A 25,606-nucleotide genomic window follows, 5' to 3' on the forward strand; every position below is an offset into this window, starting at 1 on the left:
CCGAGCGGCCGCGCGCCGAGCTGGCCGGCCTCATGCAGCAGTCGCTCGGCGACCGCCTCGCGGGGGAGTTGTCAGCGCTCGACGCGAACCTGCGGGCGCTGCGACCCGATCTGCGCTGGGGGCGAGGTGAGCGGGTCCGCGGCGACCAGCCGCTGGACTACGCCGACGCGGCCGGCGCGCTGGGTGAGATCGGCGACCTGGACGACCTGCTGGACCAGCTCGACCAGGAACACCCGGGGGCGACCCTCGACGACGTGGACGTCGACGCGGTGGCGCGCACGCTGGGCCGGGACGCGGCCGACGACGTTCGCCGGCTGCGCGATCTGGAGCGGGAACTGCGCCACCAGGGTTGGGTCAGCCGGGACGCGGATGGGCTCACGCTGAGCCCGAAGGCGCTGCGCCGGCTCGGCGGGACCGCCCTGCGGCAGGTTTTCGCGGAGCTGACCGCCGGGCCGCGCGGCCAGCACGATTTGCGCTCGGCCGGTGCGGCGGGCGAGGTCAGCGGCGCGTCCAGGCCCTGGCAGTACGGCGATGAGCAACCGTTGGACGTGGTCCGGACGTTGACCCGGGCGGTCAGTCGGGCCGGGCCGACGGTCCCGGTGCAGCTCTCGGTGGACGACTTCGAGGTGGTGGAGACCGAGAGGCGTGCCTCGGCCGCTGTGGTGCTCTGCGTCGACCTGTCGTACTCGATGATCTCTCAGGGTCGTTGGGGGCCGATGAAGCAGACGGCGCTGGCGCTGGCACACCTGATGGAGACGCGTTTCCCGCAGGACGCCCTGCAGATCGTGGGCTTCGGCCGGGAGGCGATGACGCTCACCCAGCAGGAGTTGGCGGCCGTGGAGCCGGACATGGAGCAGGGCACCAACCTCCAGCACGCGCTGCGGTTGGCGGGCCGGCACCTGCGTCGGCACCCGGACGCCGAGCCGATCGTCCTGGTGGTCACCGACGGCGAGCCGACCGCGCACCTGGACCCGGACGACGGGGAGGCGCTGTTCCACTGGCCGCCGCTTCCGGAGACGATCGAGGCGACGGTCCGCGAGGTGGACCGGTTGAGCCGCTACGGCGCCACGCTCAACCTGTTCATGCTCGGCGACGACCCGGGCCTGCGGCGCTTCGTCGACGCGGTGGCCCGCCGCAGCCGGGGCCGCATGTTCACGCCGGACACCGACGACCTGGGCGAGTACGTGGTCAGCGACTACCTCCGCTCCCGCCAATCCCGCCGCTAACTCCCGCCGTGGCGGGTTGACTGGGGGGATGGAGAGCGGGGGATTGCGGCGGGCCTACGGTGCCCTGTTCGCGGAGGTCGACGCAGGCGGGTTCGGTCCGGCTCCGGAGGGGCAGCTCAGTGCCGAGCAGATCGTCGCGCATCTGGTCGCCAACGACGAGCTGATGATCCAGGCCACCGAGGCGTTGCTGGCCGGGTCGCCGTTCGCCTACTACGAGATGGCGGAGGACATGCACCGCCCGCAGCTCGACGCGCTCGCCGCCGAGCAGGGTGGTCTGCGTGGCCTGACCGCCCTGCTGCACGGCACCAGCGACCGGTTGTGCGGGCTGGTCGACCAGCTCGGCCTGGCAGCGGAGACCCCGGTCGAGACGCACCTACGCGAGGGCTTCGACCTCGTCGTCGACGAGCCACTGCCCTGGTCCCGCACCCTGGACCTGCACACCCGGGTGCACCTGCCGAAGCACCAGTCCCAGTTACACCTGCTCCGCCCGTAAGCCGACCCCCTGAGCCCCAGCCCCAGCCCCAGCCCTCGTCGATCTTGCACTTTCTGTCCCGACAAAATGGACCTAAGTTACTTTTCGGCAACCCAAAGTGCAAGATCGACGAGAGCGATGACTCGGGCGGGGCGGGGGGGTCAGGTTTTGATCGGCTCGGGGCGGGGGTGGAAGGTTCGGCGGTAGGTGGACGGGGCCACGCCGATGCGTTGGTGGAGTTGCTGGCGTAGGGCGGCTGTGGTGCCGAACCCGCAGCGGTGGGCGATCTGGTCGACGCTGAGGTCGGTCGTCTCCAGCAGCAGTCTCGCGTGGTCGGTGCGCTGTTGCAGCAGCCACTGGGCCGGGCTCAGGCCGGTCTCCGACCGGAAGCGTCGGGTGAAGGTGCGCACGCTCATCCGCGCCTGCTCGGCCAGGTCGCGCAGTGCGATCGGCTCGTGCAGCCGCTGCCGCGCCCACTCCCGGGCTCCCGCCGTGCTGGTGTCGGTCGCCTTCGGCACCGGCTGCTCGATGTACTGCGCCTGACCGCCGTCGCGCCACGGTGGCATCACACAGCGGCGGGCCGCCCGGTTGGCCACCTCGCTGCCGTGGTCGAGGCGGATGACGTGCAGGCAGAGGTCGATGCCGGCGGCGACTCCGGCCGAGGTGAGCACCCGGTCGTCGGCGATGAAGAGCACGCCCGGATCGAGGTCCACCCGGGCGTGCAGGCGGCGGAACCGCTCGGCGTACGCCCAGTGGGTGGTCGCCCGCCGCCCGTCGAGGAGCCCGGCGGCGGCGAGCACGAACGCTCCGGTGCAGATCGACATGATCCGGGCGCCCCGCTCGTACGCCGCGCGCAGCGCCTCGGTCACCTCCGGCTCGACGATGCCCGCTGTCAACGCGGTGCCGTCGTGGATGCCCGGGACGATCACCGTTTCCGCCGTGTCGAGCAGCTCCAGACCGTGGTCGGGGACCACCTGGAAGCCGGCGGTGCTGCGCACCGGCCGCCGGCCCGGGGTGCACACCCGGACGTCGTAGAAGGGTGTCCCGTCGGCGGCCCGGGCCGTGCTGAAGACCTGGGACGGGGTGCCGAGGTCCAGGCCAACCACCTGGTGCAGGGCGAGTACGGCGATCCGGTGCGGGCCAGCGCTCATGGCCCGATTATTGCGCATGATGGCTTTCCGGCCACTCGTCGAGGTGGGTGGCCCGGCTCAGACTTGTCCCCGTGACCAAGAACCGCCGTCTGCATCCCGCCTGGCTGGTCGCCGCCGTCGCCTTCGTGGCGCTGGTCGGCGCGGCCGGCTTCCGCGCCACCCCGTCGGTGCTGCTGCACCCGCTGCACGAGGAGTTCGGCTGGCCCCTGGCCACGATCTCCACGGCCGTCTCGGTCAACCTGCTGCTCTACGGGCTCACCGCGCCGTTCGCGGCAGCCCTGATGGACCGGTTCGGCATCCGCCGGGTGGTCTCGGTGGCGTTGCTGCTGGTCGCCGCGGGCAGCGGGTTGACGGTCTTCATGACCGCCAGCTGGCAGCTGCTGCTCTGCTGGGGTGTGCTGGTGGGACTGGGCACCGGCTCGATGGCGCTGGCGTTCGTGGCCACCGTCACCGGCCGTTGGTTCGTGCACCGACGGGGCCTGGTCACCGGAGTGCTGACCGCCGGCGGGGCGGCAGGACAACTGGTGTTCCTGCCACTGATCGCCATCCTGGTACGCGACCACGGCTGGCGTAGCGCCGCACTCGTGGTGGCTGCGGCGGCGCTGGCGGTCGTACCCCTGGTGGTGTGGCTGCTGCGCGAGCACCCGGCGGATCTCGGCCTGCCCGCCTACGGGGCGACCGAGGTCGTCGCGGCGCCGCCGCTGACCGGCGGCGCGGCGACCCGGGCGCTCGGCGCGCTGGCCACCGCGGCCCGGACCCGGCCGTTCTGGCTGCTGGCCGGAGGCTTCGCGATCTGCGGGGCGACCACAAACGGCCTGGTCGGTACGCACTTCGTGCCGGCCGCGCACGACCACGGGATGGCCCAGACCACAGCGGCCGGGTTGCTCGCCCTGGTGGGGCTCTTCGACATCGTCGGCACCATCGCCTCCGGCTGGCTCACCGACCGGGTGGACAGCCGGCTGCTGCTCGGCATGTACTACGCGCTGCGCGGGTTGTCCCTGCTGGTGCTGCCGAGCCTCTTCTCCGGCACCGCCGAGCCGAGCATGCTGGTGTTCATCGTCTTCTACGGCCTGGACTGGGTGGCCACCGTGCCGCCGACGGTGGCGCTGTGCCGGGAGTACTTCGGTGGCGCCGGCGCTGTGGTGTTCGGCTGGGTGTTCGCCGCGCACCAGCTCGGCGCGGCGGTCGCCGCGACCGGCGCGGGGCTGGTCCGGGACCGGCTGGGCGACTACGCGATGGCCTGGTACGTGGCGGGCGCGCTGTCGATCGGCGCCGCCGGGCTGTCGTTGCTGCTGCGCCGCCGACCGGGCCGAGGAGTGCCGGAGGCCGTGCTGGTCGCCGCCACCGCACCGCGGGCCTGGAGCTACCGGGGCTGAGCGGCTCGGACGGTCAGCCGAGGGTCCACTGCTGGGCCGGCCGGCCGTCGCACTGTCGCTGCCGGATGTCGTCGCCGGCCTCGACGGCGTCGTCGTCAGCCTGGGCGCACTTGTTGCTGTGCGCGGCGATGAGCAGCACCGCGCTGGTGCCGGTCCCGCCGAACCGCCACTGCTGGTTGGGCCCACCGTGGCAGGGGAACTGGAGCAACCGCGCGCCGTCGTCCCCGCTGCCACCCTCGACGTCGAGGCACTGCCCGTACGCGGCGTTGGTCAACGACAGCACGCCCGCGCCGGCCGGGCTGACCACCCACTGCTGCTCCGGGGCGCCGGTGCACACTGCCAACTCGGCCTCGGCCTCCTTGCCGTCACCGTCGAGCCCCAGGCAGAGGCCCGAGGCGGCGCGCAGCACCCGGGGCCCGGTGGGCGGGGCGGCTGGCGTGCTGGCCGACGGGGTCGGTGACGGCTCGGCCGGTGCGGTCGGGCTCGGCTCGCCGGCCGGCTCGCTGGGCTGCGCCGCGTTGGACGGCGTACCGACCGACGCCGGCACCGGCGGCTCGTCGTCACCGTCGAGCAGCCCGGTGGCGAAGACGACCCCCAGGAGTACGCCGACGGCCCCGACGGCCGCCGCGACCCGCAGCAACGGGTCGGCCAGCGGCCCGGAGCGCGGTGCCCGGTGACCGCCGTAGACGGTGCCGGCGGGGTCGGGGCGTTCCTCGGGCGCGGACATACGGGCCATCCTCACCCACCGCCGTCGGCCGCGGCCAGTCGGCGCCGTCAGTCGACGACCCGGACGTCCTTCCAGAACGCCACCCGGTCACGCACCATCTCGGCGTCGGGTTTGGGCTCCGGGTAATACCAGACCGCGTCCTTGCTGGTGCTGCCCTCGTGTTCGAGGGAGTAGTAGGAGGCGGTGCCCTTCCACGGGCAGACGGTGTGCGTCGCGGACTCGCGAATCAGGTCGTCGCGCAGGGCGGAGCGGGGGAAGTAGTGGTTGCCCTCCACCAGCACGGTGTCGTCGCTCTCGGCGACGACCAGGTCGTTCCACACGGCTTTCGGCATGTCCCAACAGTAGGCCGCGCCGCCGCTCCGGCAGCGCTCAGCGGGTGGGCTGCGGGTCGGTGACGTCGGCCACTGTGGCGTCGAGGGCGGCGATCGCGGCGTCGGCGTCGATCGCGACGGCGAGACCGCGCTCACCGGCGCCCAGGGTGATCTCCCGGCCGCGCAGTCGCTCGTCGGCGACCACCGGCCAGGCCCTGCTCGCGCCGAACGGGGTGATGGTGCCGCGTTCGTAACCGGTGGCGGCCAGGGCGCCCGCCGCGTCCGGCATGGAGAGCCGGTGCACACCGAGCAGGGCGCGCAGCTTGGGCCAGGAGATGACCCGGTCGCCGGGGGTGAGCACGAACAGGTGATCGTCTTCACCACGCCGGACCACTATCGTCTTGACCACGTCGGGAACGGCCACGCCCCGGGCCGCGGCGGCCTCCGCGAGACTGCCTACCGCACCGTGGCTGACCAGCCGATACGGCAATTGGGCGGCGTCCAGGGCGGTGATCGCTGGCGATGGCATGCCCGCCACGGTAGCCGTCAGGCCTGCCGCCGGACGGGAAACTGCCACCGCCGACATCCCACGGTTTCCAAACGGCGAGCGTAAGGTGATCACATGCGCGCTGAGCGTGTGGATCAACCGATTGACCATGATCAAGCGGTGGACACGCTGCGGCGGTCGTACGCCGCGGTGCCCACTGGCGAGCCTGTCCGGCTGGCCAAACGCACCTCCAACCTGTTCCGTCCCCGGTCCGCTCCCCGGACCCCGGGGCTCGACGTGAGTGGCCTGAACGGCGTGCTGTCGGTCGACCCGGCCGGCCGTACCGCCGACGTGCAGGGCATGTGCACCTATGAGGACCTGGTCGACGCGACGCTGCCGCACGGGCTGATGCCGCTCGTGGTGCCGCAGTTGCGCACCATCACGCTGGGCGGCGCGGTGACCGGCCTCGGGATCGAGTCGACCTCGTTCCGCAACGGCCTGCCGCACGAGTCCGTCCAGGAGTTGGACGTGCTCACCGGCTCCGGCGAGATCATCACCGCCCGACCAGACGGCGAGCACGCCGACCTGTTCACCGCGTTCCCCAACTCGCTGGGCAGCCTCGGGTACGCCACCCGGCTGCGCATCGAGCTGCAACCGGTCGGCCGGTACGTGGCGTTGCGCAACGTCCGGTTCACCCAACTGGAGGCGCTGACCGACGCGATAGCGGAGGTGACCGCCACCCGATCCTGGGCCGGCGAACCGGTGGACGCGATGGACGGGGTGATGTTCAGCCCCGGCGAGGCCTACCTGATCTTCGCCACGTTCACCGATGCGGCCGACCCGCCCAGCGACTACACCGGTCAGGCCATCTACTACCGGTCGCTGCGCCAGCGCACCCGCGACGTGCTCACCGCGTACGACTATCTGTGGCGCTGGGACACCGACTGGTTCTGGTGCTCGTCGGCGTTCGGCGCGCAGCACCCGGTCGTGCGCAGGCTCTGGCCGGCGCGTTACCGGCGCAGCGACTTCTACCACCGACTGGTCCGGCTGGAGCACCGCCACCAGGTGGCGGCCCGGATCGACCGGCTGCGCGGGCAACCGGCCCGGGAGCGGGTCGTGCAGGACGTGGAGATCCCGCTGGACCGTACTGCCGACTTCCTGCGCTGGTTCGCCGGCGCGGTGGGGATGAACCCGGTGTGGCTGTGTCCGTTGCGACTGCGTGAGCCGGCGGGGCCCGGATCGGCGCGGTCCTGGCCGCTGTATCCGCTGCGGCCCGGGCAGGACTACGTCAACATCGGGTTCTGGGGGAGCGTGCCGATCGCGCCGGGCGGCGCCGACGGCGACGTCAACCGCACGATCGAACGCAGGGTGTCGGAGTCGGGCGGGCACAAGTCGCTCTATTCCGACGCGTACTACGACCGGGACGCCTTCGATCGCCTCTACGGCGGCGACACGTGGCGCGCGGTGAAAGACCGCTACGACCCGGACCACCGGCTGACGGGACTGTACGAAAAGGCGGTAGCACGAGCATGAGCCTGACCGACAGAGATCAGGGGGCGGCGAGCGTCCCCGCCACCCCGCCGGCGGGGGGCCGGCACACGGGTCCGACCGTCGCGGACGTCATCCGCGCGGTCACCACGGGGCCGTTGCCGGTGCGGATCACCGGGTACGACGGCAGCGCCGTCGGCCCGTCCGACGCCGGCATCACCCTGGCGATCCACTCCGAGCGTGGGCTGTCGTACCTGCTCACCGCACCCGGCGACCTGGGCATGGCCCGGGCGTACGTCAGTGGTGACCTGGCGTTGCAGGGCGTGCACCCGGGCGACCCGTACGAGGCGTTGCGGGTGCTCAAGGACGAGCTGCGGTTACGCCCACCGTCGCTGGCCGAGGGGCTGGCGCTGGTCCGTGGGCTGGGCTGGGAGCGGCTGATGCCGCCGCCGGCACCGCCGCAGGAGGCGCAGCCCCGCTGGAAGCGGGTGATGAACGGGCTGCGGCACTCGCGGGTGCGTGACAGCACCGCCATCTCGCACCACTACGACGTCTCGAACGCCTTCTACGAGAAGGTGCTCGGCCCGTCGATGACGTACACCTGCGCGGTCTTCCGGTCTCCGGACGACACGCTGGAGCAGGCCCAGGCGGCGAAGTACGACCTGGTCGCCGGCAAGCTGGCGCTGAAGAAAGGGATGCGGCTGCTGGATGTCGGGTGCGGCTGGGGTGGCATGGTGCGCCACGCCGCCCGCGAGTACGGCGTCAAGGCCCTCGGGGTGACCCTGTCGAAGGCGCAGGCGCAGTGGGCGCAGGCGGCTATCGAGCGGGAGGGGTTGACCGAGCTGGCGGAGGTGCGCTACCTCGACTACCGGGACGCGCCGGCCGAGCAGTTCGACGCCATCTCCTCGATCGGGTTGACCGAGCACATCGGCGTGCGCAACTACCCGGCCTACTTCGGGTCGCTTCGCAGTCGGCTGCGGCAGGGCGGGCGACTGCTCAACCACTGCATCACCCGCGCGGACAACCGGGCGCCGCACCGCTCGGGCGCGTTCATCGACCGGTACGTCTTCCCGGACGGTGAGCTGGCCGGTCCGGGCCGGTTGATCAGCGAGGTGCACGACGCCGGGTTCGAGGTGCACCACGAGGAGAACCTGCGCCAGCACTACGCGCTGACGCTGGCCGCCTGGTGTCGCAACCTGGTCGAGCACTGGGACTTCTGCGTCTCGGAGGTGGGCGCGGGCACCGCCCGGGTGTGGGGGCTCTACATGGCCGGGTCGCGGATGGCGTTCGAACGCAACGGCATCCAGTTGCACCAGGTGTTGGCCACCCACAACGGCCCGAACGGCGTGAGCGGCTACCCGCTTCGGCCGGACTGGTTGCCCTGATCACCTGCTGACCGCCGCCTGAAGCCGCGTCGAAAAAAGTCGGCGCGGCTTCTCGCGAAGCGATTGACAAAGAAGTTTTGTACGTACAAACTGATTTTGCCATGAGAGATGTCCTGTACCTGGAGCAGATCGAGCAGGCCGAAGTCCTGCTCAAGCCGCAGCGCGTCGAGGTGCTGCGGCAACTGGCCGAGCCGCGCACCTGCACCGAGGTCGCGGCCCGACTCGACCAGACGCCACAGCGCGTCTACTACCACGTCAAGCAACTCGTCGCGGCCGGCCTCGTCGAGCTGGTCAACGAACGCAAGGTCCGCGGCATCACCGAAGGCATCTACCAGGCCGCCGCCCGCTCCTACTGGCTCTCCCCGCGGCTCGTCGGCCGGATCGGCCTGCGCCGGGCCCGCGACGAGCTGAGCCTGGGCTACCTGCTCGACCTGATGGAGGAGGTCCAGGCCGACATCGCCGGCCTGGACCGGGCGGCACCCGAGTTGCCCTCGATCGGGGTCTCCGGCGAGATCCGGGTGCCGGCCGAGCAGCGCCAGCAGTTCCTGCACGACCTGCAAACCGCACTTCAGGACCTGTTCACCCGCTACGGCGGCAGCGAAGGAGATGCCTTCAAGCTGGCCGTCGCCTGCTATCCGAAAGGGAACGACAATGAGTGAGCCGATGAAGGTCCAGGCCCGTCTCTCCGCGCCCGTCGGGCGCGTCCGCCAGGCCCTGACCGACCCGGCCGAGCTGCGTGTCTGGCTGGCCGAGCACGCCGAGGTCGAGCTGCCCCAGCGGTACGAGTTCTGGGGCCGCTACACGCCCGAGGGTGACGCCCCGCACCAGCGGCTGCTGCACGCCGACGACGACACGCTGCGCTTCGGCTGGCTGCTCGACGGCGTCGAGACCACCACCGAGTTCCAGTTGACCGCCGAGGGCACCGACAGCACCGTGCTCACGCTGATCCAGAGCCACTTCGACTTCGCCGAGGCGATGAGCGGCTCCACCATCCGGGGCGTGCTCCAGACGTACTGGGCGCTGTCCATCGCCAACCTGGCCGCCCACGTGGAGGGCAAGCCACTGCTTCCCCGCACCGACTTCACCTCCGCCGACCTGCGCGGTGAGCTGGTCATCGCCGCCCCCGCCGACAAGGTGTGGGAGTCGCTGACCGACTCCGAGCAGGCCAGCGCCTGGTTCGGCTACCCGATCGGCATCGAGCCCTGGGTCGGCGGCAGGTACGCCATGGGCGGCTTCGAGACCGGTTACGCGGCCAAGGTCGTCGACCTGGAGCCCGGTCGGCGGATGTCCGTCGACTGGGGGCCGACCGGCGTGACGAGCTGGGAGCTGGCCGAGTCCGGTGGCCGGACCACGCTGACCTTCGTGCAGAGCGGCTTCGACGAGGCCAACCCGCCGTACGGGGCCTGGAGCGGGTCGGTTGCCGGGCTGTACGAGCTGCGCCGCTTCCACGAGGTGCCGAACTGGCAGCCGATCTGGATCTCCGAGGAGATCCCCGGCCTGGAGCCCGCGCCGGCCAACTGACGGTTTCGCCTTGATCGTGCTCGATCACTGATGTGGTGGCCTCGTTCGCCCCGGAGGCCACTACATCCTGGATCGAGCACGATCTTGTGTGCGGGCTGGGGTCTCGGTGATTCGTCGGCGAGATCTGGTGACTTTTCGCTGTCGAGTGGGTACTGGCGGGCGATGTTCTTCATCTTTGGTCTGCGTACCAAGGTCGACCGGTCCGGTGTCGTGCAGCAGGTCTGCCGCCACTGCGGCAACCAGGCCGCGCAGGTGATCACTCGCCGCTCGACGAAATTCACACTCTTCTTCATTCCCCTCGTTCCGATCCGCACCCGGTACGCGCAGCAGTGCACGTTCTGCGGTGCCGAGTACGAGATCTCCAAGTCCGACGCCGAGCGCCTCCCGGTCGGCTGATCCGACGATGGAACGCTTCCTCTGCTGGCTGATCGGCCGACCGACGTCCTCGGCCGACGTGGCCGTGCACACCGTTGCCCGCCCGCCCTGCACCCCTGGCCGGCGCAGACGCCGCCGCGCACGCCGTCCGCTGGCCGGCACCGCACTGCCCCGTTCACCCTGGAACCGATCCGCGGGCCGCTGACCCGAGGCCGGAGCCGCAGCGGGGTGCACGTTCGGCTCTGGCGGCGTTTCTGAGCGCTGGTTAGGCTTTCGGGGTTTGCCGTGGACCGGCGCCGCCGAGGGTGCACGCACGACGAAAGAGCCGGAGCGACCGTGTCCCGACAGGACGGAAAGCAGGCTGCGGGGACGCTCAACCCCGCCGGCGCGTTCGTCGCGGCTGCGGTCATCCTGCTGGAGGCGGGCTGGTTGGTCGCCGCGTTGCCCGGCGCCGCGCTGGTCAGCGACATCGGCGCGATGCTGGTCGCCGGTTGGGCGACGCTCGCGTGCGTCGGGGTGGCCCGTCGACATCCGGCGCCGCTGCGCCGGTTCTGGACGCTGCTCGCCCTCACCATGGCGCTCGCCGCCATCGGTCGGGCCATCTGGACGGTGCAGCGGCTCGTCGGCGGCGACCTGCCGCACACGCCGGTGGTCGGGGTGGTCTTCACCGCCGGCATCCTCACCGGCACGGCCGCGCTGCTCAGCTCGCCGTCCGCTCCGAGGACAGCGGTCGGTCGGGCCCGTACGTTGCTGGACGGGGTGATCGTCGCCCTGGCCCTGGTGCCGATCGGGTGGGTGCTGGTCTTCCGGGGGGTCGCCGCCGCCGAGCTGGCCGATCCGGCGCGGACGCTGGGTCTGCTGTTCCCGATGTTCGACCTGATGCAGCTCACCATCCTGGTCGCGGTCTCCGGGCCGGCCCGGCCGATGTGGCGGCCGATGACCGTCCTGGCGGCGAGCCTCACCCTGCGGGTCGTCGCCGACGTCGTCTACGTGTCGCTGGTCGCCCGCGCCGACTACACCGCCGGTCACCCGATCGACCTGTGCTGGCCGTTGAGCTACCTGCTGATCGGCCTGGCCGCCCGCAACCCGCCGCCACCCGACTGCGACGGCACCGACGACACCGCCGAGTCGCCGCTGCCGCCCTGGTGGCGGGTGGCGCTGCCGTACCTGCCGGTGGGTGGGGCGATCATCGCTGTGGTGCTGGCCCGCCGGCCCACCGGGCAGACCCCGCAGCTGGTGTTCGTGACCATGATGGTGCTGCTGGCCGCCCTCGCCGTCCGGCAGGGGCTGGCCGCCAACGAGAACCTCCGGCTGGTGGCCCGGCTGCGCCGGCTCGCGTACGGCGACCAGCTCACCGGGCTGCCCAACCGGCTGTTGTTCAACCGGCGGCTGCGCCTGGCCCTGCGTGACGGGCGGCCGGTGGCGGTGCTGCTGCTCGACCTGGACGGGTTCAAGCAGGTGAACGACCGGTTCGGGCATGCCACCGGTGACACCCTGCTGACCGGGCTCGCGGCCCGGATGCACACTGCCGTGAACGGCGACGGCACCATCGCCCGGCTCGGCGGTGACGAGTTCGCCGTGCTGGTCGACGGCGACCGGCCGGTGTCACCCGAGCTGCTCGCCGAGCGACTGCTGGACGCGTTGCGGCCCTCCGACGACGAGGAGGACGTCGGGGTGCACCCGTCGGCGAGCATCGGTATCGCCGAGTACGGCCCGCAGCACGCCTCCCACAGCGACCTGCTGCGCGACGCCGACATCGCCATGTACGCGGCCAAGGCGGCCGGGAAGTCCGCGTACCGCACGTGCACTGCGGCGTTGCGCGAGTCGGCCGTCTCCCGCGCCGAGTTGATCGCCGACCTGCGCCGCGCTGTCGACGAGGACCAGCTGCACCTGGAGTTCCAACCCATCGTCGACCTGAGCACCGGCGCGGTACGCAGCGCCGAGGCGCTGGTGCGCTGGCGGCACCCCCGGCTGGGGATGTTGCCGCCGGCGAGGTTCCTGCCGCTGGCCGAGGAGACCGGGCTGATCCTGCCGATCGACCGCTGGGTGATCCACGAGGCGTGCCGGGCCGCCGCGACCTGGCGGGGCCGGGTGCCGGAGGCGACAGTCGCTGTGAACATCGCCGCCGCGCACCTGCGTCGGCCGGACCTGATCGCCACGGTCACCGCGGCGACCAGCGCCGCCGGGCTGGCACCACGGGCGTTGACCCTGGAGTTGACCGAGTCGGCGCTGATCGAGGGCACCGAGGCTGTGCTGGAGCGGCTGCACCAACTCCGGGAGTTGGGCATCCGGATCGCCATCGACGATTTCGGCACCGGCTACTCGTCGCTGAGCTACCTGCACCGCATTCCGGCCACCGAGCTGAAGATCGACAGGTCGTTCGTGGCCCGGCTGGGCACCGACGACCGGGCGTACGCCACGGTGGAGATGGTCACCCGCCTGGCCGGCGCGTTCGACCTGGCGGTGGTCGCCGAGGGGGTGGAGACCGAGCGTCAGCACGAGGCGATCACCGCGATCGGCTGCCCACGAGGCCAGGGCTATCTGTACGGGCGGCCGGACGCCCCCGCCATGGTGGGCCAGAATCGGAGTTGACTCTCACGTAACGGCAGGCAGGAGCCTGGTTCCCGGAAGGGAGGGGGACCATGGCGTACACGGTGGGTCAGGTCGCGAAGGTGGCCGGCGTGACGGTGCGGACGCTGCACCACTACGACGAGATCGGGTTGCTCTCGCCCAGCGGGCGCACCTCGGCCGGTTACCGCCGCTACGACGACGCGGACCTGCAACGGCTGCAACTCGTCCTGTACTACCGGGAGCTTGGTTTCCCGCTTGAGGAGATCACCGCGATCATCGACGACCCGGCGGCCGATCCGGCCGCGCACCTGCGCCGGCAGCACGAGCTGCTGACGGTGCGGCTCAAGCGGTTGCAGGAGATGGTCGCGGCGATCGAGTTCGCGATGGAGGCGAGCAAGATGGGCATTCAACTCACGCCGGAGGAGCGGTTCGAGGTCTTCGGTGACTTCGATCCGGAGGAGCACCAGGCCGAGGCGGAGCAGCGGTGGGGCGACACCGACGCGTACCGGGAGTCGAACCGGCGGGTCGCCCGCTACAGCAAGGAAGACTGGCTGCGCAACAAGGCGGAGAACGAGGACTGGGGCCGGCGGATCGTCGCGCTGATGGCCTCGGGCGCGCCGGCGGACAGCCCGGAGGCGATGGAGCTGGCCGAGGAGCACCGGCAACTCATCGGCCGCTGGTTCTACGAGTGCTCGTACGAGATGCAGACCGGGTTGGCCGACATGTACCTGGCCGACGAGCGGTTCACCGCGTACTACGAGAACATCGCGTCGGGGCTGGCCGCCTATCTGCACGAGGCGATCCACGCCAACGCGATCAGCCGGGCGTGACGAGGTGCGGTCCGGCTAGTCTGGCCGGACCGCACCGCCCGGGGGAGATGACAGTGCAGAAACCGAAGCTGATCGCCGCTGGCGCCGTGCTCGTGGTGGCGGTCGGCGCCGGGGCGTGGGCGCTGGTCGCCGCCGGCGACGACGACCCGGACGCGGGTCGCCCGGCGGCGTCGGCGGGCCCGCCCGACCCGGTCGGTGTGCTGAAGGCCGCCGCCGCGAAGGCCGACGAGCAGCCGTACAAGCTGACAGTCGGCACCGGCGGCGCGGACGGGGACGCCACTGTGCTGCTCTGGGACCCGAAGGCGAAGCGTGGTCTGGAGACCACCTCGCTGAAGGTGCCCTCCGGTGTGGTGAAGATCGAACGGTTGACCACCGGACCGGACGTGTACGTGCGGGTCACCGCCCCGGACCGCCGCGTCCCGGTCTGGGACGGCAAGACCTGGTGGCACGTCGGCGCCCCGGGCGCCCCGGCGGCCAAGCAGGGCTTGGACAACACCCGACTGGCCAGCACGCTGGGCGCACCGGCGGGGGTCCGGCTGACCGCCGAGCGGGAGTACGCGGGCACGCTGGATCTGCGCCAGAGCGGCGCGGTGCTGGGCAGCGGCGTCGGCAACGTGCTCGGCGACCGGGCCGCCGCGGTCCCGTTCACCGCTGCGGTGGACGAGCAGGGCCGGCTGGTCCGCTACCGCATCGAGTTGGCCAGCGAGCAGTCGCAGACCGCCCAGCTCGACCTGACGTACTCGGACTTCGGGCTGCCGGTGTCGGCGGACCCGCCGGCGGCCGACCTGGTGGGGGAGGACCCGCCGGCGAACATTCCCGGCGCCTGAGGTCGGCTCACTCCTCGACCGCCCCGTCGACCGGGGTGACCAGGAAGTCGTAGACGGTGCGGGCCATCCGCCGGACCGTCTCGTCGCCGGTGGCCATGGGTCCGGCGGTGAGGAACGCGACGGCGGTCTCGGTGCCGGGGATCAGGTAGTAGCCGACGTCGTGCGAGGCGTCCGGCAGGTCACCGGTCTTGTGGGCCACCGGCACGCCCGGTGGCAACGCCGCCGGGATCTTCGTGTTCAGGGTCTGCTCCCGCATGAAGCCGATCATCAGGTCGCGGGAGGCGGGGGTGAGGATCTCGCCGTCCCAGACCGCGCCGAGCAGTGACACCACGTCGTCCGGGCTGGTGTAGTTCTCCTCGCCGCGTTGCGCCGCCGCGCTGTCGAGCATCCGGCGGGCCAGGATGGTGGAGCGTTGGTTCATCGAGTCGATCAGCGCGTTGACCGGGGCGAACCCACCCAGGTAGGTGATCAGCACGTTCGCTGCCACGTTGTCGCTGTACTTGATCAGGTACTGGGCGAGCCGGCGCACTGTGACCACCTGCGGGAACGTCTCGAACTGCAACTGACCGGTGCCGCCGACCACGTCCTGGGGGGTCACCAGCACCCCGTCGTCGAGGAAGACCTGTCCACAGTCGACCCGACGCAGCAGCTCGACGAGGATCCACAGCTTGATGACGCTGGCCGCCTTGGGGCGCAGCGATCCGTTGACGGCGATCTGCTGGTCGCCGTAGCGGCCGGACAGGTCGCGCACGGTGACCCCGGCCGGGTTGAGGCTCGCGTCGGCGACCACCCGGGCGAGCTGCCCGCTGAGCGGGAACAGCCGGGCCCCGGCGACCGGGTCGGTGGGCGGCTGCGGGCTGGTGACCACCACGCCGGTCAGCGGCGTCGGCGGTCGGTTCCGCTGGATCACCTCCAACGTGCCCTCGCTGCGCCCGACCAGCGGCATCCGGTAGCGGTAGGCCGTCCCTCCGACCACGACCGCGCCGCTGGCCACCCCGGCGGCGACCCGCATGGTCGGGTCGGCGACCCGGCCGGTGTCGCCGTCGCAGGCGCGGTAGCGCACTGTGCGCCCGAGCGAGTCCACAGCGAACACCCCGCCGGGAAACGACAGCCAGGACACCTCGCTGGTCGGCGGGCGCTCCGGCGTCGGGTCCACACCGGGCTCGTGGCTCTGACCGTCGCCGGGCTCAACCCCGTACCCCGGCTCGGTCGTCTGCGCCGGGTCCGCGACGGGCGCACGGCCCGGGCCGTCCGCGGTGGCCGGCCCGGTCGTCGCGAGCACCGCGAGCGCGACCGCCGTCGTCAGCGCCTTCAGGGGTACGCGGGCAGAGTTCCCCAGCAGGGAAGATGAGCGCCTCTTGTCGCTTTTTCTCACGTTTGCACGATATGAAGCGTTGGAGGCTGGTGAGACCGACGGGACCGGCGTCACCCGTCCGGGCGGCAATGTCCCCCCGAGCGCGACGACCCACAGGTATAACTGTGACGCACAGGTATTCACGCTTTGCTCTGCACCCGCCCATGCGCCAGTTACGGACCGTGCGTGGCGCGCGGGCGGGTGCAGAGCAAAGGTCAGCCACTAGCCCGGAGGACCCCTTGCTGATCATCGCCGGCAGTCTGCAGGTCGAACCGGCCACCCGCGAGGCGTACCTGTCCGACTGCGAGCAGGTCATCGCGCGGGCGCGCGCCACCGCCGGCTGCCTCGACTTCCTGCTGGCGGCCGACCCGTTGGAGCCCGGCCGGATCCACGTCTACGAACGCTGGGAGTCACCGGAGCAGTTGGCAGCGTTCCGTGGCTCCGGGCCGGACGACGCGCAGGAGGTGGCGATCCTCGACGCCGACGTGCAGCGCTACCTGATCGCCGGCGTCGAAGCACCCTGACCCGGCACCGCTCACGCCTGCGGTTCGGAGCCGGTGGGCAGGCCGGGCGCCATCCGGCGGATCGAGGCGAAGGCGGGCGCGAGGGCCTCGTACAGCTCGGCGAAGAGCGGCAGCAGCGCCGCGTAGGTGGCGGCGGCGGCCGGGTCGGGGCGGACCGTCTCCTCGATCCGCACCAGATCGGCGGCGACGTCGATGCTGGGGATCAGCCCCAGCGCCTCCATGCCGAGCAGCGCCGCCCCGAAGCTCGACCCCTCGTGCGCGGCCGGGAAACTCACCGGCAGGCCGAGGGCATCGGCAAGCATCTGCCGCCACAGGCCGCTGCGGGCGAAGCCGCCACCGGCCCGGACCTCGCGGACCTCGTTGCCGGCCGCGCGCACCGAGCTGAGCACCAGCGCGAGCTGCTGACAGACGCCCTCCAACGCGGCCCGCACCAGATGCTCACGGCGGTGTGCGTGGGTCAATCCCACGTACGCGCCGCGCGGCAGGGCGCTCCAGTGTGGTGCCCGTTCGCTGTGCAGGTACGGCAGCATGATGAGCCCACCCGAACCGACAGGCGCGCGGGCCGCCAGGGCGACCAGGTCCTCCTCGGAGTGCTCGCCCAGGTCCGGGGCGAGCGCCGCGCCGGCCCACTTGAGCACGATGCCGCCGTTGTTGATCGCGCCACCGACTGCCCAGCGATGCTCGGTCAGCGCGTAGCAGAACACCCCACCGAGCGGGTCCACGCCGGGCCGCTCGACCATCACCCGCATCGCGCCGCTGGTGCCGATCGAGCAGGCCACCATGCCGGGGTGCACCGCGCCCAGGCCCAGGTTCGCCAGCGGTCCGTCGCCCGCGCCGACCACCACCGGGGTGCGCTCCGGCAGGCCGGTCTCGGCAGCGACCTGCGGGGTCAGGTTGGGCAGCACGGCGGTGGTGGCGACGAGCTGCGGGAGCTGTTCCTGGGTGATGCCGGCGATGGTCAGCGCCTCCCGGTCCCACTTCAGCTCGTGGATGTCGAGCAGGCCGGTGGCCGAGGCGATCGAGTGGTCGGTGACCAGTGCGCCGCAGAGCCGCAGCAGCACCCAGTCCTTGATGCTCACCCAGTGCGCCACCCGCTCGAAGAGTTTCGGCTCCTGCTCGGCGAACCACAGCAGCTTGGGTAGCGGCGACATCGGGTGCATCGGCGTGCCGGTACGCCGGTGCAGGGCCAGCCCCGACGGCACCGCCCGCAACCGCTCGGCCTGCCGGGTGGACCGCGAGTCGGCCCACGTCACCGACGGGGTGAGCGGATTGCCGTCCCGGTCCAACCCGATCAGGCTGTGCATTGCGGAGCCGAACGACAGCCCGGCCACCGGCTGGACCAGCTCGGCCACGACCATGCTGATCGACTTGAGCACCGCTTCGAGGATGAGCTGCGGATCCTGCTCGGCGTAGCCGGGTTGCGGGTTGTTCAGCGGGTAGCCGACCAGGTGACTGCCGAGCTGCCGTCCGTCGGTGTCGTACGCGACGGCCTTCGTGCTGGTGGTGCCGATGTCGACCCCGATCACGACCCCGGGCAGCGTGACGTGCGGCACGACCGTCACCCCCTCGGAGAACATGAACGTCGGCACCAGTATCCCCCTATCGTGTGGGTTGCTCCGCCGATCGGGTAGTTCGCCCGTTTCGGCGTGTCCGGGCGCCGCGCCGGACCTGTTAAACCTCGTGACACCCCCAGATTGGTGGCCAGCGCGGCGAAGGAGTCGGCGTGGCGAAGACTGATTCGACGGGTTCCACCTGGCGGTACCGGTGGGCGCACCGGCAGAACGTGCGGCGGGTCAGCACGTACCGCGGCGCTGAGGCGGCGTGGCAGCGACGCGACGACGAGTTACGGCGGCTGCGCGCCCTGGCCGCCGACTTCCGGGGCTCGGCAGCCGCCGGCGCCGGGCTGGCGTTGGAGTTGGCCGCCGACGAGGTGGTGCTCTGGGCACTACCCGCCGCGCAACTGGTCGAGGTACGGCACACCACAGTGCTGCCGGCGCCGGACCTCACCGTCGCTCCGCGAACCGGGCCGCTGCGCCCGCGCCGCCCGGACGGCGTACGCGTCACCGACGCCGGTATGGCCGTGATCACCAGCCGTCGGCTCGTGCTGCTCGGCGGGCGGGGCCGGCGCGACTGGGCGTACGGCCGGATAACCGGCCTGGCCCACGACCCGGCGGCCCCGGTCACAGTGATCCAGGTGCTGGACCGGCGGGGTACCTCCGGGTTGTTGCTGCCCACCGACGCCGCGCCGGACTTCCGGTTCAAGCTCACCCTGGCCTTCGCCGACGCGATCGAACAGCGCGCCGCGGTGATCGCCCAAGTCGACGAGCTGATCGCCGAACACGCCCAGCTCAAGCCGTTCCGGCCGGCCGTGAACACCCCGGCGCAGGCCCGGTTCTCCGCGCGGGTACCGGGTGGCCGCAGGACCATCGCGGTGGCGGCGGCCATCGCGCTGCTGGTGCCGGCGGCGCTGATCGAGTCGGACCCGTCCGACCCGACCCGTGGCGCGGAGGTCGCCTCCGCCGCCACCCCGGCCCCCACCAGCGTGGCACCGGCGCTGATCCGCCCGGCCGGCCCGGCGCTCGCGCTGAAGACCCCGCCGCCGAAGCCGACGAAGTCACCACGCCCGTCGACCAGCGCGACCCAGGGCCCGCGCTGCGGGGCACCGGAGAACCCCCTGGGGTACGGCTTCTGTGGCGGAACGCGGATCCGCAAGCCGGCCGCCGAGGTGTGCGACTGGTTCGACTGCGTACCGCAGTTCTGGGCCGGACGCGGTTACCTCGTGCAGTGCCGCGACGGTTCGGTGAGCCTGGCCGGGGGCCGGTCCAATGCCTGCGCCGAGCACCAGGGCGTACGGCGAACCATCACAAAGTGACCGATTCGGGGGCTAAAGTCCGCTTCGCTCGGTCAGAATGATCGAGTGGAGATCCGGTCTGACGATGGCGCTCGGGTGCGGGTACGCCCCGTCGGCTACCAGCCCGGCATCGACCCGCCCGACGACCCCGACGGGGCCACGCCCGGCTGGCACGACTGGCTGCTCATCGAGGTGGACGCCCGCACCGCCGACGGCCAGACCTGGTCGCACCACTACCCGAGCCTCATGGTCGAGGAGGCCCGCGCGCTCGGCGGCTGGCTGCACGGGCAGGCCACCGCCGCCCTCGGGCTGAGCGCGCCACCGGCGATGGTCAGCTTCACCGAACCCAACCTGGCCCTGCGCAGCAGGGTGCTGCGCCGCCGCCGGCTGGAGCTGATCGTGGAGTTCTCCGCCGAGTCACTGCCACCGTGGATGCGCCGCCCGTCCACGGCGATCTACCCGCTGATCCTCACCGTCTCCGCGGACGCCCTCGCCACGGCCGCCGAACACTGGGCCGAGCACTGCGAGGCGTACCCACCGCGTACCCAGTCCCGCTTCCCGACCCACGGCCCGCACCCGTACCGGCGGCGAGCCGGCTGATCTGCTGCAACTCTCTCCTTCCGGGCACAAGGGGACACATCGATCCTGGTCGCGTTCCCTGTCACGTACGTGAGCGGTTGTACCGCGTGTGACCGTGACCTCTGTGGCCTGCGCCCCCTGGCGGATCGCCTGGGCCGAGCGCGAGAACGAGCGCCGGCAGCGCGCGTACCGCGACGCCACCGACGCGTGGCGGCGCCGCAACGACCACCTGGTCAGGCTGCGCATCGAAGCCGCCAGCTTCCTCGGGTGTACGCAGCCCCGCACCGGCCTACCGGTGGAGCTCGACGACGACGAACTCGTCTTCCGCGTCCTCCCCGTCGCCACCCTCGTCGAGGCCGAGGCGCGACACACGCCCGGCCTGCCCACCCCGGGCTTGTGTGACTTTGCTGAGACTTCTTCCGAGGCGCTGCCGGCGGGCCTGCGTGTCGTCGACACCGGCATGGCCGTCGTGACCAGTCGACGGGTCGCCTTTCGTGGCCGTGAGCACCGCCGCCAGTGGCGGTACGCGGACCTGGTCGGCCCCGCCCACCACCCCGACGTGCCGGTCACCCTCCTGCCCGACCGCTGTCGACTGCAGGGGCTACTGATCCCGGCGAATGCCGCGGTGAACTTCCGCTTCTATCTCACACTCGCAGCTGCCGACGATCGCGGCGCCGTCATCGCGCAGGTCGACGAGCTGCTGGCCGCGCACCGGGCCGCCCCGCCTGCACCTCTTCTGTTGGTGGACCCCGACGACGCACCGCTGACCGCGGTACGCCCCGACCGGCGGGCGCTCGGCGCTGCCGCCGTCGCTGCCGTGGTGTTCGTGACGCTCGGCCCTGGCGCTCTGGGGCCTGGCGCATGGGGCCCTCGCGGTCCGGTGCCCTCGGCGGAGATCGTCGCCTTGGACCTGCCGAGGGCCGGGGCGACCCTCGTTCCAATCGGTCCCGTCGGGCCGGTGGCGCCCAGGTCGCGAATCGGCTCGGCCGACAGTGCCGTTTGGAGCCCGCCCTATGTCCCGGCTGTCCGGCCGTCGGCTGTCTCCACAGTGGCGGAGGCGGCTGTCGTGGTGGCCCTGCCGCCGGCTTCGCCGCCAGCCGTCGTCCCGAACCCGTCGGCCAGTTCGGTGCCGACGCCTGGTCCGGTCCCCACCACGGACCCGCCCGCGTCAGCCCTGCCGACGCCGCCCGACGTGTCGGCCTCACCGACGCCGACCCCGACCGTTACGGCGACGCCTTCGCCGGACCCGGGACTGCTGGCGATCTGCCTGGACCCTCTTCAACTACCCTTGCTGGACCCGCTGCTCTGCCCGTCTCCGGCGCCCTGAGCAGCGTCTTCTTTTCTGCGCGGCTCAGTTCGTGGCGCTGCAGCCTCAGTCCAGGGCGTTGAAATCGGGGACGGTCAGGGAGCCGTCCTCCGCGAGGGTGAAGCCCGGGTTCCAGGCGATCTCCCAGAGGTGACCGTCCGGGTCGGCGAAGTAGCCGGCGTAGCCGCCGTAGAAGGTCTCCCGGGCCGGCTTGGTCACCGTGGCACCAGCGGCTGCTGCCGTGGCAATCACCTCGTCGACCTCGGCCCGCGAGCGGACGTTCTGGGCGAGGGTCATCGCGCAGGTGCCCAGCTCTTCGATGCCGGCGTCGTCGGCTAGCTTGTCGCGGCCCCACAGGACGACGGCCAAGCCGCCGGCCTGGAAGAAGACCGTCTCCTCGACCTCCTGGCCCTGCCAGCCGAGCTGCTGGTAGAACGCCTTCGCGCGGGCTACGTCCGCGACTCCCAGAGTGATCAGGCTGATGCGCTGCTCCATGGTCTTCAACCTAACGCGCAGCCGTTCGGGGGCGTGGTAGGCGGCCTCGACGTTGTTGCCGCTCTAGGCGCGGCAAGAGCACCGCCGAAGTCATCGCCGACACGCGTTCGATGAAGTTCGGTGGGAACGATCCAACCCATAGCATCGATGCTATGAGGTGGTGCGATGAGTGATCGCCTGGACTGGAACGACCTGCGTGAGCGCCGGATGACGGAGCCAGGGGCGGCCGAAACCTACGAGGCCACCCGGATCGCCTTCGAGCTTGGGCAGGAGGTGCGCCACCTGCGCGAGGGGCACGACTGGAGTCAGAGCCAGTTGGCGCGCGCCGCCGGCATGACTCAGTCCGCAGTTGCCCGCTTCGAGGCTGGCAGGACCGTGCCGACCCTGCCGGTCCTGGAGCGCCTGGCCCGCGCCTTGGACCGAAGGCTGGACGTCAGGTTCGCCTCAAACGTGGACGCGGCTTGACCACGGCCTGCGCTTGATGGGCTAAGGCTAAGCCGCGATCGTCCGAGCGGTGGCGTACACGTCTGCGGGTAGGGCGTGGTGGAGCTGCCACAGAACGCGCATCGGTCGGTCGCCGGCGTGTGACTCGTAGGTCATGGTGCCGGCGTAGAGGTACGGCGGCGCGCCCAGGTCGCGGTCGGCGATGCGGGTTTCCCGAACGAAGAGGTGCACGGTCGAGCCGCCCGAGGTGTAGCGCTGCCCGGTCGCCGACGCCGCAGACGTGGTGCTCTGCGACTCCCATTGGAACAGGGTGTCCGTGATGGCCCGGTCGGCGTACATGGTGGTGGGGGAGTAGTGCGCCTCGGACTTGACCAGGGTGACGAAGAACAGGTCGGCTTGGGCGTCGGGCAGCCACTTCACGCCCTCGCGCAGCGACCCCGGGTTGGTCATCCCGAAGGCGGCGCATGCCTCGTTGCGGCTGTACCGCGCGTGCACCCGCAGCGGCACCAGTCCCGGAGCGGCGGTCGGCGTGACCCGGTGGATGCGGTCCCGCAGCACCTCGGCGACCTGCCGCAACTCGGCGCAGCGGGCCGGTTCCTTCCACAGCCGCGCCAGCCGTTCGTCCCGCGTCGCGAGGGGTGCGTTCGGCCCCCAGAGGCTGAAGTGCAGCATGTCCAACAGGCGGCTGTTGCCCGCGTACACCTGCTGACCTGGCGCGGGCGGTCCGGCCGCGACCCGGGTCAGCAGCTCTAGCCGGTCGATGTCGTCGGTGTGCAGCATGCGACCGATGGCCCGGCCCAACTCGCGGTCATCGGGACCGGGCGTGGACGTCTCGATGCCGGCGAGCCGCCGCAGCCCGGTCCAGCCGCCGAAGCTGGCCGATCGGTACACGTCCTCGATTTCCAGGCCGGTCTCGCGGAGGAACGTGGCCAGGCTGACGTCGCCGAGCTGCCGCAGCTCAGAAACGAGACCGGCCTTCGAGGTGGGCAGCGCCGATCGCAGGTTGGCGAGTACCACCTCCTTCGCCACCCGGTCAAGCTCCACGTGGCAGCCGCTCGGCAGGCTCGGGAAGTCGTCGCGGACCGCTTCGGTGATCGCCCGCCGGCTGACCCCGGTCAGGGCCCGCCAGCGCAGGTCGAAGCGGAAGTTCGCGTGCTGCCCGCCGATGAAGTCGAGCACCGTGAGGCAGGGCTTGTCGTCGTCCAGACGGAGGCCACGGCCGAGCTGTTGCAGGAAGATCGTGGCGCTCTCGGTGGGTCGCAGCATCAGGATCGTGTCGACCATCGGCAGGTCAACGCCCTCGTTGAACAGGTCCACGGTGAAGAGCACCCGCAGCTTGCCGGCCTTGAAATCGCGCAGCATCCCGCGCTGTGTCAGGCGGTCGACCCCCGAGGTGACGGCCGCTGCTGGCACGTCGTGCTTGTTGAACCAGTCGGCCATAAACTTCGCGTGCCTGATGCTCACGCAGAACCCCAGTGCCCGCATCCGTCCGACGTCCACCTTCTCGCCGACCGCGCGCAACACCGTCCGTGCCCGGGCGTGGTCGGCGGTGTAGAGGACGCTGAGTTCTGTCGGGTCGTAACCCTGGCCGCGCTTCCAGGTGACGTGGGACAGGTCCACGTCGTCGTGCAGCCCGAAATACTGGAACGGCGCCAGCAACTGCCGCTCCAACGCGTCCCACAGATGCAGCTCAACGGCCGCGCGCCCGTCGAACCACCGCCGCACGTCGCCGCCGTCGGCCCGGTCGGGAGTCGCGGTCAGACCCAGGAGTACGCGGGGACGCAGCCGCTCCAACAGCCGCGTGTACGTCGGCGCTTCCGCGTGGTGGAACTCGTCCACGATCACCATGTCGTACGCCTCGGGGTCGACCTCCCGGCGGTGCAGCGACTGGATGGAGGCGAAGACGTGCTTCCAACCGTTCGGCTTCTCGCCCGCGACCAGCGTCTCGCCGAAGCTGCCGTCGCCCATGACCTGGCGGAACGTCGACAGGCTCTGCCGCAGGATCTGTTCCTGATGAGCAACGAAGAGCAGCGAGTCGGCTCGGCCCGCCTTGTGTAGCCGGCGGTAGTCGAGGGCGGCCACCACCGTCTTGCCGGTACCGGTCGCCATCACCACCAGGTTGCGCCACCGCCCATGCACCAGCCGCTCGGCGTCCAGGTCGGCCAGGATCTCGGCCTGATAGGGGTATGGGCGCACGTCCAGATTCGAGATCGCGGTCGGGGCATCGTCGCGGCGCTCCCCGCTCAACGCGTGCCGTAGCCGCTCGGCATCCCGGGCCGCGTCGTACGCCTCGAAGGCCGGATCGTTCCAGTAGTCCTCGAACGTCGCCGTGAACGTATCGATGACGTGCGGCTGCTCCATGTTCGAGATGCGCACGTTCCACTCCACGCCGTCCACCAGCGCGGTCTTCGACAGATTCGACGAGCCGACATAGGCGGTAGTGGTGCCGTTGTTGCGGCGGAATAGCCACGCCTTGGCGTGCAGGCGGGTGGTCCTCGTCTCGTACGACACCTTGATCTCGGCGCCCAGCTCGGCGAGCCGGTCTAGCGCTCGCTGATCGGTCGCGCCGAGGTACGTGGTGGTGATGACGCGGACCTTGCCACCTCGGGCAATCAGCTCGCGGATGTGTGGCTCGACAATCCGTAGGCCGTACCACTTGATGAACGCGCACAGCAGGTCTACCTGGTCGGCGGAGGCCATCTCGTGGTTGACCTCGTGGCCGATGCGGGGCTGGTGGCGGCCGTTGACCAGCAGCGCGCCGGTGGAGAGTGGGGTGGTGGGGCGCTGCGGGAAGGTGGGCTCGGCTGGTGGGGTTGGTGGTGCGGCGATGGCGTGGAGCAGGTGCTTGGCGTCGGTCACCTGGTCTTGCTTTGTAGCTGCCTTGGGGCTGAGGGTGGCGATGGCTTCGGCGATCTGGTTCGCCATGGCGATCTGGTGGTGGAGCTTGTCGTCGCCGCTGGGTACGGAGTGGAGGGCTCGGGCGGCCAGGGTGGCGATGTGCCGGGCGAGGGTGGTGTGTGCATCGGCAGGGTCGAGCCTGTGGTGCTGGATCAGGGCGGGGTCGACCTGCTGGAGGCGGTCGGCAAGCTCGCGAGTGATGAGGTGCTCGTAAACACCCCGCTCAAGATCCGTCATTCACGCAATCTAATCGGTCGTGGCGCTGAAGCGTTCCCCTGACTAGGCGAGGAATTCCGCGCGTCGGGTCATCGGCAGATGAATATATCGGCGTCCAAGCCTGATGGAACCGATGCCCTGACCAGCCGATCGTGCTGTGGCTCTCGACGTCCGCGCGGCCACGCTGCTAAT

General features: G+C 71.3%; 24 protein-coding genes. 16 read left to right on the forward strand and 8 right to left on the reverse strand.

Annotation, left to right across the window (positions count from 1 at the left end; genetic code table 11):
- The coding region (locus tag KBX08_RS25685; protein ID WP_210785929.1) for a VWA domain-containing protein at nt 1-1,226 on the forward strand (1,226 nt) is incomplete at its 5' end.
- A gap of 28 nt (nt 1,227-1,254) precedes the next feature.
- A complete protein-coding gene (locus tag KBX08_RS25690) occupies nt 1,255-1,719 on the forward strand; it encodes a hypothetical protein (RefSeq protein ID WP_210785930.1) in 465 nt (154 codons plus the stop codon).
- A gap of 140 nt (nt 1,720-1,859) precedes the next feature.
- On the opposite strand, the gene KBX08_RS25695 is transcribed toward KBX08_RS25690, so the two are convergent.
- A complete protein-coding gene (locus KBX08_RS25695; protein WP_372494924.1) occupies nt 1,860-2,849 on the reverse strand; it encodes a GlxA family transcriptional regulator in 990 nt (329 codons plus the stop codon).
- 71 nt (nt 2,850-2,920) lie between these two features.
- On the opposite strand from KBX08_RS25695, the gene KBX08_RS25700 reads away from it, so the two are divergent.
- Nucleotides 2,921-4,225: an MFS transporter gene (locus KBX08_RS25700; RefSeq protein WP_210785932.1), complete on the forward strand. Its 1,305-nt coding sequence runs from the start codon at nt 2,921-2,923 to the stop codon at nt 4,223-4,225.
- A 13-nt stretch (nt 4,226-4,238) separates the two neighbouring features.
- On the opposite strand, the gene KBX08_RS25705 is transcribed toward KBX08_RS25700, so the two are convergent.
- From KBX08_RS25705 to KBX08_RS25715, 3 genes are read right to left on the reverse strand one after another with little or no spacing between them, the layout of a single operon-like run.
- The gene (locus KBX08_RS25705) at nt 4,239-4,952 is read right to left on the reverse strand and encodes an RICIN domain-containing protein (protein ID WP_210785933.1); all 714 of its coding nucleotides are present in this window, start codon (nt 4,950-4,952) and stop codon (nt 4,239-4,241) included.
- Nucleotides 4,953-4,999: 47 nt separating this feature from the next.
- Nucleotides 5,000-5,284 (reverse strand): DUF427 domain-containing protein, encoded by a 285-nt coding sequence (locus KBX08_RS25710; RefSeq protein ID WP_112582349.1) that lies wholly within the window; start codon nt 5,282-5,284, stop codon nt 5,000-5,002.
- Nucleotides 5,285-5,321: 37 nt separating this feature from the next.
- Complete coding sequence (locus KBX08_RS25715) at nt 5,322-5,792, reverse strand: aminoacyl-tRNA deacylase (RefSeq protein ID WP_210785934.1); 471 nt, start codon at nt 5,790-5,792, stop codon at nt 5,322-5,324.
- A 93-nt stretch (nt 5,793-5,885) separates the two neighbouring features.
- Here KBX08_RS25715 and KBX08_RS25720 point away from each other — a divergent pair, with 93 nt between their 5' ends.
- The 8 genes from KBX08_RS25720 to KBX08_RS25755 all read left to right on the forward strand — a co-directional run bounded on the left by KBX08_RS25720 (nt 5,886) and on the right by KBX08_RS25755 (nt 14,747).
- Entirely contained in the window at nt 5,886-7,283 is a 1,398-nt protein-coding gene (locus KBX08_RS25720) for an FAD-binding oxidoreductase (RefSeq protein WP_210785935.1), read from the forward strand.
- A complete protein-coding gene (locus KBX08_RS25725) occupies nt 7,280-8,623 on the forward strand; it encodes a class I SAM-dependent methyltransferase (protein ID WP_210785936.1) in 1,344 nt (447 codons plus the stop codon). Before KBX08_RS25720 ends, KBX08_RS25725 begins: the two co-directional genes overlap by 4 nt.
- A 101-nt stretch (nt 8,624-8,724) precedes the next feature.
- Complete coding sequence (locus KBX08_RS25730; RefSeq protein ID WP_030490876.1) at nt 8,725-9,282, forward strand: helix-turn-helix domain-containing protein; 558 nt, start codon at nt 8,725-8,727, stop codon at nt 9,280-9,282.
- Complete coding sequence (locus KBX08_RS25735; RefSeq protein WP_210785937.1) at nt 9,275-10,144, forward strand: SRPBCC family protein; 870 nt, start codon at nt 9,275-9,277, stop codon at nt 10,142-10,144. Before KBX08_RS25730 ends, KBX08_RS25735 begins: the two co-directional genes overlap by 8 nt.
- Before the next feature lie 162 nt (nt 10,145-10,306).
- On the forward strand, nt 10,307-10,540 hold the full coding sequence (locus KBX08_RS25740) for a zinc-ribbon domain-containing protein (protein ID WP_196921253.1): 234 nt from the start codon (nt 10,307-10,309) through the stop codon (nt 10,538-10,540).
- A 315-nt stretch (nt 10,541-10,855) separates the two neighbouring features.
- Nucleotides 10,856-13,111, forward strand: coding sequence for a bifunctional diguanylate cyclase/phosphodiesterase (locus tag KBX08_RS25745; RefSeq protein ID WP_210785938.1), 2,256 nt, complete (start codon nt 10,856-10,858; stop codon nt 13,109-13,111).
- Nucleotides 13,112-13,161: 50 nt separating this feature from the next.
- Entirely contained in the window at nt 13,162-13,920 is a 759-nt protein-coding gene (locus KBX08_RS25750) for a MerR family transcriptional regulator (protein WP_210785939.1), read from the forward strand.
- A gap of 53 nt (nt 13,921-13,973) precedes the next feature.
- A complete protein-coding gene (locus tag KBX08_RS25755) occupies nt 13,974-14,747 on the forward strand; it encodes a hypothetical protein (RefSeq protein ID WP_210785940.1) in 774 nt (257 codons plus the stop codon).
- Between the two features lie 7 nt (nt 14,748-14,754).
- On the opposite strand, the gene KBX08_RS25760 is transcribed toward KBX08_RS25755, so the two are convergent.
- Nucleotides 14,755-16,029 (reverse strand): serine hydrolase, encoded by a 1,275-nt coding sequence (locus KBX08_RS25760; RefSeq protein WP_210785941.1) that lies wholly within the window; start codon nt 16,027-16,029, stop codon nt 14,755-14,757.
- Nucleotides 16,030-16,340: 311 nt separating this feature from the next.
- On the opposite strand from KBX08_RS25760, the gene KBX08_RS25765 reads away from it, so the two are divergent.
- Nucleotides 16,341-16,625 carry a putative quinol monooxygenase gene (locus tag KBX08_RS25765; RefSeq protein ID WP_091393855.1) on the forward strand — a complete coding sequence of 95 codons (285 nt, stop codon included), beginning with the start codon at nt 16,341-16,343 and terminating at the stop codon, nt 16,623-16,625.
- Nucleotides 16,626-16,636: 11 nt separating this feature from the next.
- Here the strand turns inward: KBX08_RS25765 and KBX08_RS25770 are convergent, their stop codons facing one another.
- Entirely contained in the window at nt 16,637-18,214 is a 1,578-nt protein-coding gene (locus KBX08_RS25770; RefSeq protein ID WP_307850654.1) for a gluconokinase, read from the reverse strand.
- A 134-nt stretch (nt 18,215-18,348) separates the two neighbouring features.
- On the opposite strand from KBX08_RS25770, the gene KBX08_RS25775 reads away from it, so the two are divergent.
- The 3 genes from KBX08_RS25775 to KBX08_RS25785 all read left to right on the forward strand — a co-directional run bounded on the left by KBX08_RS25775 (nt 18,349) and on the right by KBX08_RS25785 (nt 21,382).
- Nucleotides 18,349-19,497: a hypothetical protein gene (locus tag KBX08_RS25775; protein ID WP_210785943.1), complete on the forward strand. Its 1,149-nt coding sequence runs from the start codon at nt 18,349-18,351 to the stop codon at nt 19,495-19,497.
- Between the two features lie 45 nt (nt 19,498-19,542).
- On the forward strand, nt 19,543-20,076 hold the full coding sequence (locus tag KBX08_RS25780) for a hypothetical protein (protein ID WP_210785944.1): 534 nt from the start codon (nt 19,543-19,545) through the stop codon (nt 20,074-20,076).
- A 94-nt stretch (nt 20,077-20,170) separates the two neighbouring features.
- Nucleotides 20,171-21,382 carry a hypothetical protein gene (locus KBX08_RS25785; RefSeq protein WP_210785945.1) on the forward strand — a complete coding sequence of 404 codons (1,212 nt, stop codon included), beginning with the start codon at nt 20,171-20,173 and terminating at the stop codon, nt 21,380-21,382.
- A gap of 45 nt (nt 21,383-21,427) precedes the next feature.
- Here KBX08_RS25785 and KBX08_RS25790 read toward each other — a convergent pair whose 3' ends face one another.
- On the reverse strand, nt 21,428-21,856 hold the full coding sequence (locus KBX08_RS25790; protein WP_210785946.1) for a VOC family protein: 429 nt from the start codon (nt 21,854-21,856) through the stop codon (nt 21,428-21,430).
- A gap of 165 nt (nt 21,857-22,021) precedes the next feature.
- On the opposite strand from KBX08_RS25790, the gene KBX08_RS25795 reads away from it, so the two are divergent.
- Nucleotides 22,022-22,321, forward strand: coding sequence for a helix-turn-helix transcriptional regulator (locus tag KBX08_RS25795; protein ID WP_210785947.1), 300 nt, complete (start codon nt 22,022-22,024; stop codon nt 22,319-22,321).
- A gap of 27 nt (nt 22,322-22,348) precedes the next feature.
- Here the strand turns inward: KBX08_RS25795 and KBX08_RS25800 are convergent, their stop codons facing one another.
- Entirely contained in the window at nt 22,349-25,435 is a 3,087-nt protein-coding gene (locus KBX08_RS25800; protein ID WP_210785948.1) for a DUF3427 domain-containing protein, read from the reverse strand.
- Between the last annotated feature and the right edge of the window lie 171 nt (nt 25,436-25,606).

Source organism: Micromonospora sp. H61, assembly GCF_018070325.1.
Classification (GTDB): Bacteria; Actinomycetota; Actinomycetes; order Mycobacteriales; family Micromonosporaceae; genus Micromonospora; species Micromonospora salmantinae.